Origin of the sequence: Evansella tamaricis, from assembly GCF_019042215.1 — a bacterium.
In the GTDB taxonomy this organism is placed as follows: domain Bacteria; phylum Bacillota; class Bacilli; order Bacillales; family Salisediminibacteriaceae; genus Evansella; species Evansella tamaricis.
In genome coordinates, this window is sequence record NZ_JAHQCS010000057.1 from 1 (window position 1) to 12,895 (window position 12,895).

The window sequence follows — 12,895 nt, forward strand, 5'->3', positions numbered from 1 at the left end:
AAAAAAAACTTGGGTGGAATAAATAACACCAAATGAATTTATGGGTTATAATAGACTTATAAAAGATAAGAGTTGGTGTTTATTTATGCGTACAAAAAATCGACTAGAAGCTAAAGATTCTAAATACTATAAGCCTGAAATAACTCACTGTCCTAAGTGTAGTGAGAAATTAGTTTATTGCCATCCTGTATGGAGAAAAACAATTTCAACCTTAGAGGGTGAAGTTAAAGTTATTAACTTGGGTTATCGGTGTGATAACGAAACATGTTCAAATGATACGACCTATCGGTCGGCACAAGCTGAACATATAAGTATGAAACATATTACGTATGGTATGGATGTCATTGCCAATATTGGATATTTGAGATTTCAAGAACATAAAACCCGAACAGAAATTATGGAGATATTAAACGAAAAACAAGTAAAAATCTCTGACAGGCAAGTTCAGAAATTATATGAGAGATATGCATTATTACTTCGTGCAAATGCTAAAGAAAATGCCGAAGGTATTTTAAATCACGTTGTAAAAGAACATGGTGGGATTATTCTTTCCATTGATGGCGTACAGCCAGAGAAAGGAAATGAAACATTATATGTCATCCGCGAAGTTCTAAGTGGTACAGTCTTAGCAGCGAAAAATCTTAAAAGTAGTGCCTCAACAGAGTTAATGGAGTTAATTAAGCCTGTAATGGATTGGGGATTTCCGATCCAGGCATTTGTAAGTGACGGACAACAATCTATTCGATTAGCTATCGAAAAATTAGCTCCTACTATTCCTTATCAATACTGCCAGTTCCATTACTTTAAGGATATTGCCAAACCATTGGTTGAGAAAGACCGCAAATTAAAAACAAATATTAAAAAGAAGCTACGTGGTATACGTGCAGTAGAACGAAAAATAGATCAAATGGGCACCAAGACACATGAAGCAGAAATAGCTGAGGACTATATCGCAGCTATTCGTTCTGTACTTCTTGATGATGGAAAGCCTCCCTTTGACTTACCTGGAATGAGAGTATATGAACGTTCAAAAGCTATAAAGACCTCGATGGAAAAATGTCGAGATAAAAAAGGGGACTACTCTACTTGAAATGCTTATCAGAATAATCAGTCATTTTGAAGATTTTCAACAAGATTATGAGCTTGTTTGTCGTTGGTATACCAGATTTCAGAGAATCGCTACAATTATGGAGCCTTCTGATAATAAAACAAGTAACTGGGTGGAAAAAAGGTTAGGACATTACCTTAATCAGATTAAATCTAGTTTGAAGAATGAGTGTGACAGACCGTTTTTAGAGAACTTATTAAATTACAGTAAAGGGTTCTGGAAGGGATTGTTTGCCTGTTATGATAACACTCTTATTCCAAGAACAAACAATGATTTAGAATTGTTTTTTAGAAGAACCAAGCAGAAACACCGACGGATTACAGGTAGTAGAACATGGAACCGTTACATCATAAGACATGGAGAAAATATTGTATTTGCCGACAACACCAAACAGGAAAGCTGTGCATTACAAGCAATACAAAATGTACCATATGATCGCTATCAACAAGAATCGTCCACATGGACGAAACGAATTTCTGAACATACTAAACAGAGAAGATTTAAGAGAGACCCAAATGCATATTTAATCAACATTGAAAAGAGATGGAGAGAGAACAACTAACTTATTGTGTTAGTTGTTCCGTCTAAGAAAAAAAAAACACACTAGTAGTGTGTCTCATTCATGTTTAAATTGGCGCGCCCTAGAGGATTCGAACCTCCGACCTACAGTTTAGGAATCCGATGGTTAAGCTATTTTTGAATAAAGTCTGTTTTGATTAATTGTGTTGTATTTGCAATTATTTATGACTGATTTGATAGGTTAGGATAATTTATTTTTAATTCAAGTTAAATTCTACCCCATTTCTGCCCCATTTAACAATTAGCTGCTTTTTTTGGTTTCTTCTTATCTGGTGGCGGGGTCATATGGATTACAAATGGAGTTTGTGCTTCACCACCTACTCTTAATACATTAATAGCATGATACTTTTTAAGGCTGAGAGCTTCTTCTACTGTGATGGGAGATATCTCCTCTTTAAGGTCCTGGTATGTTTTCTTTGAAGATGGATAGAGCGTGTAATTGGCACCAGCTGCTTTAATGATCTCTGCAAGATCTCGCGGTATCTGTTCCCATGAGTGGAACATAAACACATATTTCATTCTCCAGTATCGAGATTCAACTACCGCATTCTTCCACGTCTTAGCACTCTTTATAAATTGGTGTGGTTCGTCGTAAACAATAGAGAAAGGAAATCGATTCTTTTCCTCACGTAATGACATGGCCAGATCTATTTTTGTAGTGATAAGATTAACGATAAGTTGTATCTGAGTTTTATCCAGCTCGGATTTTGGCACATCAATGATAATGGCCTGCGGTTTACTCATGAGCTCCACAAAATCAATACCCTCGTCTGTTTCCATACATTGATTTAGATAATCATCACCTAGAATCGTATCCATACGGTTATAGATCGGCGCTAATACTTGCCCTCTCTTTCCGTCACTCATATTGCATAGGTCCAGTAACGTGTTTTTGTGCATGGGGTTGTTTAACCCCTCAGCTACCTCCTTGGTATACTCTTTATCTTCTAATATCTGAATAATCTCAGATAGTTTGCCAGTCTTCATCCCCATTACTGCAGCACGGATATATCGAGCCGTTTGTGCTCCGGTACCGTCATCCACAACTGATTCGAAAAAGGATAAAACAGCATTGGCTAGCTTGTTGTTACTGTTATCCGAATGAAACACCTCGCGCCAGTCTAAGGAAATTGGAGTTTTTCCTACATCAATTTTAACAATCTTATCCTCTGGTAATCCTGCCTCTAGTTGTCTTCTAATCTGATAATCTTTTGGATCGATTCCAAGGGCACCATACCCAGCATTCACCATCTCGACCATGTGTGTAGCTCCGAATCCTTCCGTCTTACCGGATCCCATGGAGCCTATGACAACATGAGGTAAACATAATTCATCATGGTTAGATGTCGGAAAGTAAACAATCTCATTTCCTTCTTTTGTTTCTAGTGTACCTAACTCTAGACCACCTTTTTTGAGTGTAGATGATACTTTTGTTTCAATGTTCTTATTTACATTTAAAACGTCTTTATATTTCTCTTGTAGCTCCCTAGTCGGCAATTGCGTCATTTTCCCTATTTCTCTTACACTAACCAGGTTCACATCAGGGTCATTTAATGTGCGCTGAGATAGCTTAAGATCATTCATTTCCCTTCTGACAGTCTCTTTCCTACCTTTTAAATTAATCTTCACTGGCTCAAGTTCGTTATCATGACCTATCTCTCCATAAGCGTTAGATAGTGCATTTCCAATAAGTTGTTTTCTTAGGTTATTATCTGAGTGTGCTGCAACTCTTACTCTGCTCCTGAAAACTCGATCATATAGCTTCTTGGTGGATGGATCCTTACCCACTTTTTGCTCGAACAGGAGTGGCCGGTCAATGATCTTATTTTCTTTAGCCTTCTCATTATCCTTTTTGTAACCAGCGAATAAGGTATTTTCAAAGGCTGTTATCGTATCTTGAATAAGACTAAATACTTCATTCATAAAGCCAATAACTCCACTGGATAAAGCCCTTCCGGCTACCTTAGGAGATAACCGGGCCCTGTGAATCCTTTTACCCTTATCAAGCTTTTCCTTTGCATATGATGAGATTTTGAGCCACTTATCATGCTCCATGACGTCACTACTAATAGATAAACGAGCGTAATCTCCCTTTTCCATATCCTCTGATACACTTAACAGAGTAGCGATAGGAGTAGACTGATCATTGGCATCCGTATTTTGACTAAAGATGTCGTGATCTCGGTACCGTAATTCGTAGATATCTGATTCTGCAGGGACTTCTAATTCTTTCCGATCCACCTCTTTCATCTTCACCTTCAACTTATTTTCAAAAGTATCCTTTAACTTCTTATGCCATATACTAGTCGTGGAGAGGTAGAACTGGACCTTATTATTACGGTACACAATGTCGTACCAGATAAGGTCCTTTTCTCGAAAATAGACCTTTTTATTTTCTTTATCAAAAGTTAATCGAGATCTAACGCTGCTGTTAACCTCATACATCTTATGGAGCAACCGCCACATCTTTTGATTGGTACCATTTACTACTCCGGTACGAGGGATGATCTCATATGTGATCATTTCATTTTTATTGACCTCAAAGAATTTACGCCACGGTATCACCCGAAGATTATCCATAGGACACCTCCAGTAATAGCAATTCCGTAGTAAGATAAGAATTTAAACATGCCTGTGACCATCACCGTCACTCCAAATAGGATGGTTACACATGTCAATATCTCTGGAGCTATGCTATATAGTGCTTCATAAGTCGTAGTTAATCCGTTCCCAATATGATATTGAAGGCTTTCCCACATCGAATCCCAAAAGTTGCTCATCATTTGTCCAGGTATGGTCTCTGTCCCCTCTGGATTATAGTTATCTATACTCCCTAAGTTATCCCACCAGTCTTTGATGCTTTGATGCACATCACTTCTGTACTTGTCGTTAAGGATATATGATTCATCATATATTTTTTCGAAAAACCCCTTTTCGTTCGTCACTTGGATTAATGGTTCATAATCGCTTGCGCGTCGAAATGTCATCGTGTAGTGTTCGGCCACGGAAGTTTCCCCCTCTCATGTTCGTACCATCGACGTAAGATAACGTTTAAACAATAGATCAACATGAGTTTTGTCATCATGGTTACAACCTCCCGTCAGGAGTAAGATCTGCTAGCCAATCTTTTATCTGCAACGAGTGACGGGCGATTAAATACCCACTGGACCCACCTATTAGCATTTCGATTGCTTTTGTCCTGTTACCGAACATCCATGATGCGCCAGCAAAAACGATCACACCTACCAGGAGCCAATCAACAATACGGAAAAAGTCTTTTACCACACGATCAAAGGACATCGTGCCATCTTCTTCAATCGCTTGAGCACCTGCTACTTGAGGTGCTAACACTAGCCAAATTCCTCCGGCCACACTCATAAATTTTAAATCTTTACGGTTTTTCATTTCGGACGGAAGTGCTCGACGTACATCCCTGTTCATAAACTCGCTGATTGACATAGTTGTAGTTCTTCCCACCTTTATAAACCTCCCTTTATTCAGATAGCATATATAAAACATATTGCGTGGCAGTTTCTAGGTTAGATTCTGTTGTTTCAACCCCTCCAAAAAACACATGACCATCTGCGGCAGCATCTAAAGCAAATACAACACTCTCAAAGATAGTAATACCTACCCCACTATCCTTTTCTTCGTAAGTGATGTAAAAAACTTCATTTTCCATACATAATAAACTCCCTTCTGATCCAAAATAAGAAAAAACTAATTACAAAGAAGGTGACCGTACATGTTTATCACTGCATTTATCGTAGGTGCTGCTATTGGTACCGCAACACTTGTATTATTCTAAAAAGGAAGACACATCTTCCAAATCATTGTTGTCTACCTGGGGTGCATTCTCCACAATTTGCACTCCATCTTTTTTGTTCATCTCAGCATACAACCATCTTTTTACTTGTTTCGAAAAATTAAAGGTGTACGTAAACTCAAATAGTTTTTTCTCCTGCTCATCCTCCAGATTAAAACTCACTAGTCGAGGTTTTCTCATCGGAATAACCTCCGGGCAATTTCGTAATTTCCAACAGAGTTTGCAAAAACAGGGTGTAATTCTTTTGACACTAAGTTTTCCGTAGTTATACGCGGTCTAATAATATGAGTGTTTTGGTAATAGTCCGAAATGACGTTGTACGCCTCAAATGCACTACCGCCACAAATAAATACAACATCATCACGTCTCCACCGTAGTTTTGTTGTAGCACGGACATTAGCCATCGCCAAATCTTCGATATTAGAAGATACCGTGTTTGTACCGAAGTTAAAGGTATCAGAACCTTTTTTGATTAGCTTACCGTCATGGATGGTAATTAAGTTGGATGTTCCACTACCGATGTCGATGATTCTAATTGTAGGATATCGGTCTCTTACTTTCTTAGGGATTGCCCAGTATGCCGATGCCCCTTCAGCTGCAACACCAACATCAGATATAGTAAATTGTGTGGTGGTTTCATTGATCGTTATTCTGTGGTGACCGATAAGCATTTGTTTGATCTTGGATTTTTCCTCATTATTGTGTTTTTTTACTGGCTGGCCAACAATACACTTCACGTTACCGAGGATTTCCTGTTGAGCTAACATGACCAGGATTCTAATTTTGGCATCGGTGTGAGCTTTCGTATCACCGAACATCGTTGCTGTTTCCCCAAACTCACTAAATTCGTTTTCAAACTGTGCCAGCGTTCCAAAAAAATACTTCCTTCCTTCGTACTCCACAATTAAATCGTGTGTTCCAAACGTCTCTTCACCAAGTAAATTTTCACTGTACGGTGCAACATCTGAAGGTATCATAAATTCCCCATTCGACCCCATTAGCTTACTTTGATAGTTACCTGGATCCACTCCAAAAATCATTGATCATCACTCTCCTTTCTTCGAAGTATATACAACCGTATATAAAATGTCGGTTCCAAGTTGGAACTGTATATACGATTGTTAATACATATGAGGTAGTGATTGTCTAACTTATCTCGTCCATCGAAAAAAATATTTATTTAGCTTGGTCTTTTTTTGAAGGAAAAAAGAAATGAGTATAGAAAAGCATTGATAGAGGTGATTGAGATGTCGGTTAGGGGTTATAAATGTAGATTACGAGTGATTTTAGCGGAGAAGGATATAAGACATGGGGTATTTGCGGAAAAAGTGGGGATAGGATCAAGTACTTTGAGTGCAATTATTAACAGTAAGCGGCTGCCTTCTTTTGAGTATACATATGCTATTCTGGCAGAACTGGAAATGAAGATCGATGAGGTCTGGGTGATGATAGAGAATGAGGCAAATTAGAGGAATCTCAAATTTCGCTACCGCTTGCCTTCGCTACGCTATAAGCGAAATTTTATGATTACTATATTCATACGCGGAACAGAAGACTTTAGAACAAAAAAAGACCCCTAATAGGGGCAAATACACTATATGTTCTCTGGGTTGAGTAATTGAATTTGTTCCTTTTCTGTTTGTAGACTCTTGATCCACATATCTACTAACTGAACACCATTAATCAGTTCAACGTTTATTCCTTCAGCGTACTTCTTTGCATTCTCTGTAAAATCAGACACACTAACAACAATTCCAGCATCAGCACCGTGCTTAACCATATTTGAGTGTACCTTCGCAATAGGATCAAAGGGTTGGTTGCTTTTTTCACATTTCACTTGTATATAAACCACTTTATCACCGATACGATGTTCAATATCAACACCATAATCACCAGACCCAGAAGTTACACAGGCACTCCCACCATACAATCTTTCGTAAATTCTCGCCACAAAATCTTCGAAGTCATGCGGCTCTTCCCTTAGAAACATCTCACTTAGCTTTTCATCTATAGGGTTACCTTCCTTGTCATATTCCTTTTTCCTAAATCGACTGTATAAACCCATAGCAAGTGTTCTTCTTACATCTTGATTTCCTTTAATTTGATCTGAAACCATCGAAAACAGCTTTTTATTCTTGGTATTTACAATCCATAAATGGACTGATGCGACTAACAAAATAATGACAGCTGCTATTTGTAGTGCTCCCATTTCCATCACCTCAATCACATTATTTTCAAAAAAGTGTTGAAATAAACTGAAAAAGAGATAATAATGAAAAATTTCATAAAATTTATACTTTTTAGAAGGATTTACCAAGATACTAGAGAATACAAATTATATACATAAAAAAATTGTTGAAAATACAGAAAAAGGCACACATATAATTGTGGGACTCTTAATAGTACTGCAAAATATATTCTGGATAAACCATTCTATATAGGGGGAGAATATTTTGTTATCACTATCGACACTAAGAAATATTTTTAAAAAGGATTTTGAAGCATTTTTTCGACAGTACGAAGTAAAAAAAAGATCAGTACGGATTCAACGTAATCAAAATCAGGATTTATACATCCCTATAAAGCGTATGATTGATCAGGAATTAAGATCTGGAGAATCTTTTTCCATTAATCAATTAGATACTTTTCTTTATGATCAATTATTCTATTCTAACAACAATTGGCATTATATATATGAATATGATGAGATTTGTTTTGAAGATCGCCACTGCTTAACCGAAGTAACTGAGTTTTTCGAAAAATATAAGGATGAATTTCTAACAGATCAACTACTAACGCACAATATATCCAATGAGACAATGGTGTTATGTACAACAAGGATTGAAAAAGAAAATGATATACCTAAATCAATAAACCTTTTATTTAAAGTCGGGACAGTATTTATAGACAACTCACACCAAAATCTCTTCTGTGGTGTTACAATAGACTTAGAAGGAAATTTAATTATAATTAAATTTAATTACAACTTGTTAGAAAATTATGAAGACGATCCAATGGATGTTATTTCTAGTTTAAAAGAAATCTTAAATGGGCAAGAAGAAAGTAACTATGATTTCTTTAAACAACTCGGTTTAAATGTAATAGGTTTTTCTGAAGAAACACCAAAAAAGTTAATTTCTACCTTATTTAAAGAACTAAGTTCAGAAGCCGAAGAAATACTAAATTCAGAAGTCCCACCATCAACAGATAATGATATAAAGGATTTTCTAACTGAAAAAGATTTGCCATGTAACGAAGATTATATACAACAAATAAAATCTGTGATCTTTCAAGAAATAGCTCAAAGATGTGCAAATACAATGTTTAGAAGTGGATGGGTTTTCCGTTTTATTTTTCGAGAAGGTCAATTTACGCGAGCGTCCTCTAGAACGGAAAATAGAAGCCCAATTTATGGATCAAAGGTTTATTGGCATTTAAAAGAACTAATATTTAAGAATAACGAAATGTACGAAGCAGGATTTTTTTGGTACCTCTCAGAACCGGATGATGAAGAACCAAAGTATGTTGATGTGAGGTTCGAAGCAAGAAGTGATGCTTTAATAACTCATTATTACTATAAGATGAGAGGCCCAGATAGAAAGGAGAAGGAGGAATTTGTACTACGAAAAATTAGAAAGTATTTTCAGGAAAATGAAGATTGAAGATTTGTTTTCAGGAGTAACAATCGGATCTGTAGATAGCTTTATTCGGAAAACAGTAAAGACTGGTATGATTTATCATAGTCCATACAAGTTTGCTTTAGACAACAATATAACTGTAAATGAAAGTGTTAAACTGTTTATGTTTCTAACTGGTGATGATGGTTTATTTGACACATTATTTTATTTTGAGTGCTCAAGGCCTTCTTGCCATAGTAGTAGGGTTTACTTTGAGAATATAAATGAAATGACACTTGTTTGTGATGAATGTGAAACTGTGTATGAGTTAAAAACAATTAAACCTTATATTAAAGTGTTGTTTAAATTAAAAGATGGAATCGTTATTCCAAATACATCACGATCAGTACAGAAACATGATCCTAATTCTACTCTTCAAGCTCTAGAAGGGTTGCCTGATCATTTAAAGTTCGAATCCCCTTCATCTTTAAATAGAAATTTAGAATCCAGACTTAATGTAGATGAAGGGGATAACCTAAAAGGAATTGATATCACTCTCGCCATTGAAGAAAATTTTGACAAAAACAACAATCCTATTAATGGTGCAGTCGAGGATTTTAAACAAGCATTTAGGGAGATTAATATGTAAATGAAATCAAATTTTATGTATTATGTTTGTGTAAGTTGGGGTTTTAGTATAGGCATTGTTTCTTCATTATTTATTTTTATGTATCTTTTCCCAGGATTATTAATTAGACCCATTGATACATTATTAACTGCTATATTAGGAATACTTGGAACTGTTATTGGAAGCTTTATCGGTGGCTTTATTGCATACAAAATAGCAGTATCTCAAACTAATTCACATTTTGATATGGAGATCCAAAACAAAAATAATACACAGAGAAATATTTATAATAGAACTTATAATGAAATTAAAAATAACTATGAAAACATTAAAAAACTTAATGAGCTGTTGAAAAGGGTAGAAGGTGGATTCCATAGCATATCCGCTGAAATATCAAAAGGAAATAATGAAATAATTGAAGGAATTATGGTACACATTAATCAAATAGATGCGGATTTGCCGCTTAAGTTAAGTGAAAACTTAGAGTTTGAAAAACATTACCACCTTCACAAGAGTATTAATTTATTAACAAGAACCAAATCAATCGGTCAATTATTAATTAATCAGCGCGTAAATGAATACATTGAATATAATTTAAAGAAACTATTAGAAACAAGTGATTTGTTTCTCAGTATTTTTGATAAAACACCTAATTAGAGTAATAATATAAGTTATCCCTATGTCCATAAATGGACATTTTCTTTTTGAACACAATAAGAACATACGTTCTTAATATGAGGAGCTAAAATATGAACCGTGACCGTGGAACAATCAAATGGACAGCTATGATGCTACCAGAACATGTTGCGATGCTTAGGGATCTTGAGTATAGACAAAGAAAGCAACCTAAACCAGAAGTTGATTTACAACAGTTAGAAGAATATGAATTTATTATTGCTGAATCACTCGAATATCAGAATGATCTTACCTTCAAGTACTGGAAGAACGGATTTTATGAGAAATTTACTGGAAGAGTACAGTTTGTAGATCCTGTGACAAAGAGACTACATGTCATAAACGATCAAGATGAGATCGAGTACATTCCAATAGAAAACATAACTTCTATAATTTGACACATTTTTACAATATTTATCCATTATTTTGATGATATATTGAATACAGGAGCAGTACGTCATACTACTGCTATCCTCCTACAATAAGGGTTACATTGCACGTTTTGTAACTCTTTTCATTATGTATCCCTATCTTTGAAAGGGTGAAACCATGAGAGGACCAATCTTTGGATTTACGGTTAAATGCAACTGGTGTGGACATAGTAGAGTACTTGAAGGGAGTTTTTGATCCTTACACTGACAACATGGCCATTTACATAAATTTTCAAAACAAGATTACGATCGATTGTCTTATCTATAAGGCGAATGAGGTGGTTAGTGATTTAGAAGGTCTTAACTGTAGCTAATTGGAGTGATTCCTTTGGAGAAAAAGTACCTGGTTAAAATTGTATATAACGATGGAAGAAAGAATTGTTTCGATTCCAACATAGATCCACGAAAGAAAGTAACTTACCTTTACGGGCGATCTTTCATCACTGGAGATGGATTTCTTGTTTTTACTGACGCGATAAAAACAATGGAAGTTATTGAGAATAAATAGGATAAAAAGGCAGGGGCGATTAAACCCCTGCTTTTGTTTTATCCAAACATATGACTCCAAGTTTGTGGACCGACAATACCATCCACTTTTAACTTGTTTTTGCGCTGATAAGACTTTACAGCATCGGCAGATATCGGACCATAAAAACCGTCTGCAGTTGCACCTACTACCCGTTGTACAGCTCGTACATCGTTGCCTTGTAACATAGGAGACCTGTTTGATAACAAACGAGAGTACTTTGGTAACACTTTTGCAAGCTCTGCTAACGTTTGAGGTCCTACGATACCATCAACTTTGATTTTACGTCGCGCCTGAAAAGCTTTAACGGCATCCTCCGTCTCGTCACCAAAACGTCCGTCTGCTCCAAACCTAGGCAAGCGTTCCCCGGCTGCTAGTAGTTTATTTTGTAAAATACGGACATTGTCTCCTTTGTCCCCTTTGCGGATCAATCCTGTGGATGGTGCTGGTTTAGGTTTGTTGTTGGTTTGCTTAGGCTTGTCTACTACTTTTTTATTTAAAATAGCCTCAATCAGATCTTTGGCCACTTGGTCATAATTGGCTTTAAAGTGATCCATGTTTGCCTTGCTAGTGATAAATCCTAGCTCACACAATCGGTACGGGATGCGACGGTTATTAAACACATTTAGATTTAGCAAGTTGTTTCGTTTGCTAAACATCACTCCGCCACGTAAACCAAAGTGCTTATCAATCATAGCACCTAGTCTTTTGTCCATTGCATCTGGTGTTTTGCTAGAGTGGATGATGATATGACCTCCGCCTACTGTAGATGGAGCATCTAAGTGTAACTCGATGATCTCGCTATACCCATTAACACGTTGAGCATCCCGATTAGCAAACATATTTTGCTCGTAAAAATCAATGCTACTGTCCGCATACTTTTTTAATGACGTTAAAAAAGGACCCCTTAGCCAATCGGCTTCGGTAGTCCCGTTCCCCCCCGCCCCAGGATCCCAACCTCCGTTACGGTCTGGACCATGACCTAATGCAACTAATTTTTTACTCATGATTCTTCTCCCCTTTCAAAATTTCGACCCCTCGTTTAATTTGCTCTGGCACTGGTATTCCAGCTTTACCGGCATTTTCCGTGATACTTAAAATCTCATTCGCAATGTAGAAAAACACGGCCGCACTAAATATAATTTGCTCTTGTCCTAATGCCTGGTCAATCAAATGAGCCACACTCACGATGGCAAAGATAAAGATTTTTTTAGCTATACCCTTAAGTCCAATCTCGCTCTTTAGAGCACCTTTGACATAAGCAGCAATCAACCCCGTGACATAATCCAACACAACAAACGCCAGTAATAGTCCTAACAAATGCGACCAGCCCCCAAACATAAAGGTAACGAGAGCTGCAGCACCCGCCACGACAAATTTAATAATCGTTTCTAACATTTAATTTTTCTCCCTTCTCTTTTTAAAAATAAAAAGCCCCTCACAAGAAGGACTTAACAACCCATATCATCAACAACCACAACGGTACGCTCAGTATCAATCCCCAA

At 36.6% G+C, this 12,895-nt stretch carries 18 protein-coding genes; 9 read left to right on the plus strand and 9 right to left on the minus strand.

Going from position 1 to position 12,895, the window contains the following annotated elements:
- Positions 1-85: 85 nt before the first annotated feature.
- Together KS419_RS04675 and KS419_RS04680 are read left to right on the plus strand one after the other, a co-directional pair.
- Complete coding sequence (locus tag KS419_RS04675; protein ID WP_217064921.1) at positions 86-1,090, plus strand: transposase; 1,005 nt, start codon at positions 86-88, stop codon at positions 1,088-1,090.
- Position 1,091: 1 nt separating this feature from the next.
- Positions 1,092-1,670 (plus strand): hypothetical protein, encoded by a 579-nt coding sequence (locus KS419_RS04680; RefSeq protein WP_217064922.1) that lies wholly within the window; start codon positions 1,092-1,094, stop codon positions 1,668-1,670.
- Between the two features lie 251 nt (positions 1,671-1,921).
- On the opposite strand, the gene KS419_RS04685 is transcribed toward KS419_RS04680, so the two are convergent.
- The 6 genes from KS419_RS04685 to KS419_RS04710 all read right to left on the minus strand — a co-directional run bounded on the left by KS419_RS04685 (position 1,922) and on the right by KS419_RS04710 (position 6,553).
- Positions 1,922-4,267 (minus strand): type IV secretory system conjugative DNA transfer family protein, encoded by a 2,346-nt coding sequence (locus tag KS419_RS04685; RefSeq protein ID WP_217064923.1) that lies wholly within the window; start codon positions 4,265-4,267, stop codon positions 1,922-1,924.
- Positions 4,249-4,692, minus strand: a complete 444-nt coding sequence (locus KS419_RS04690; protein ID WP_217064924.1) for a hypothetical protein — start codon at positions 4,690-4,692, stop codon at positions 4,249-4,251. Before KS419_RS04690 ends, KS419_RS04685 begins: the two co-directional genes overlap by 19 nt.
- Positions 4,693-4,774: 82 nt before the next feature.
- Positions 4,775-5,164 carry a hypothetical protein gene (locus KS419_RS04695; protein ID WP_217064925.1) on the minus strand — a complete coding sequence of 130 codons (390 nt, stop codon included), beginning with the start codon at positions 5,162-5,164 and terminating at the stop codon, positions 4,775-4,777.
- Between the two features lie 16 nt (positions 5,165-5,180).
- Positions 5,181-5,369, minus strand: a complete 189-nt coding sequence (locus tag KS419_RS04700; RefSeq protein WP_217064926.1) for a hypothetical protein — start codon at positions 5,367-5,369, stop codon at positions 5,181-5,183.
- Between the two features lie 117 nt (positions 5,370-5,486).
- Positions 5,487-5,693, minus strand: a complete 207-nt coding sequence (locus tag KS419_RS04705; protein WP_217064927.1) for a hypothetical protein — start codon at positions 5,691-5,693, stop codon at positions 5,487-5,489.
- Positions 5,690-6,553, minus strand: coding sequence for a ParM/StbA family protein (locus KS419_RS04710; protein ID WP_217064928.1), 864 nt, complete (start codon positions 6,551-6,553; stop codon positions 5,690-5,692). Before KS419_RS04710 ends, KS419_RS04705 begins: the two co-directional genes overlap by 4 nt.
- Before the next feature lie 207 nt (positions 6,554-6,760).
- Here KS419_RS04710 and KS419_RS04715 point away from each other — a divergent pair, with 207 nt between their 5' ends.
- Positions 6,761-6,982, plus strand: coding sequence for a helix-turn-helix domain-containing protein (locus KS419_RS04715; protein ID WP_217064929.1), 222 nt, complete (start codon positions 6,761-6,763; stop codon positions 6,980-6,982).
- 125 nt (positions 6,983-7,107) lie between these two features.
- Here the strand turns inward: KS419_RS04715 and KS419_RS04720 are convergent, their stop codons facing one another.
- Positions 7,108-7,722, minus strand: a complete 615-nt coding sequence (locus KS419_RS04720; RefSeq protein ID WP_217064930.1) for a restriction endonuclease — start codon at positions 7,720-7,722, stop codon at positions 7,108-7,110.
- 244 nt (positions 7,723-7,966) lie between these two features.
- Here KS419_RS04720 and KS419_RS04725 point away from each other — a divergent pair, with 244 nt between their 5' ends.
- The 6 genes from KS419_RS04725 (at position 7,967) to KS419_RS04750 (ending at position 11,372) form a co-directional block, all read left to right on the plus strand.
- Positions 7,967-9,175 carry a hypothetical protein gene (locus KS419_RS04725; protein ID WP_217064931.1) on the plus strand — a complete coding sequence of 403 codons (1,209 nt, stop codon included), beginning with the start codon at positions 7,967-7,969 and terminating at the stop codon, positions 9,173-9,175.
- Positions 9,129-9,779: a hypothetical protein gene (locus KS419_RS04730; protein WP_217064932.1), complete on the plus strand. Its 651-nt coding sequence runs from the start codon at positions 9,129-9,131 to the stop codon at positions 9,777-9,779. Before KS419_RS04725 ends, KS419_RS04730 begins: the two co-directional genes overlap by 47 nt.
- The gene (locus KS419_RS04735) at positions 9,780-10,415 is read left to right on the plus strand and encodes a hypothetical protein (RefSeq protein ID WP_217064933.1); all 636 of its coding nucleotides are present in this window, start codon (positions 9,780-9,782) and stop codon (positions 10,413-10,415) included.
- A 92-nt stretch (positions 10,416-10,507) separates the two neighbouring features.
- The gene (locus KS419_RS04740; protein ID WP_217064934.1) at positions 10,508-10,831 is read left to right on the plus strand and encodes a YolD-like family protein; all 324 of its coding nucleotides are present in this window, start codon (positions 10,508-10,510) and stop codon (positions 10,829-10,831) included.
- A 167-nt stretch (positions 10,832-10,998) separates the two neighbouring features.
- Positions 10,999-11,178, plus strand: a complete 180-nt coding sequence (locus tag KS419_RS04745; RefSeq protein ID WP_217064935.1) for a hypothetical protein — start codon at positions 10,999-11,001, stop codon at positions 11,176-11,178.
- 14 nt (positions 11,179-11,192) lie between these two features.
- On the plus strand, positions 11,193-11,372 hold the full coding sequence (locus KS419_RS04750; protein ID WP_217064936.1) for a hypothetical protein: 180 nt from the start codon (positions 11,193-11,195) through the stop codon (positions 11,370-11,372).
- A 38-nt stretch (positions 11,373-11,410) separates the two neighbouring features.
- On the opposite strand, the gene KS419_RS04755 is transcribed toward KS419_RS04750, so the two are convergent.
- Together KS419_RS04755 and KS419_RS04760 are read right to left on the minus strand one after the other, a co-directional pair.
- The gene (locus tag KS419_RS04755) at positions 11,411-12,397 is read right to left on the minus strand and encodes a peptidoglycan-binding protein (protein WP_217064937.1); all 987 of its coding nucleotides are present in this window, start codon (positions 12,395-12,397) and stop codon (positions 11,411-11,413) included.
- The gene (locus KS419_RS04760; RefSeq protein WP_217064938.1) at positions 12,390-12,788 is read right to left on the minus strand and encodes a phage holin family protein; all 399 of its coding nucleotides are present in this window, start codon (positions 12,786-12,788) and stop codon (positions 12,390-12,392) included. The genes KS419_RS04755 and KS419_RS04760 overlap by 8 nt, the downstream gene beginning before the upstream one ends.
- Positions 12,789-12,895: the final 107 nt, after the last annotated feature.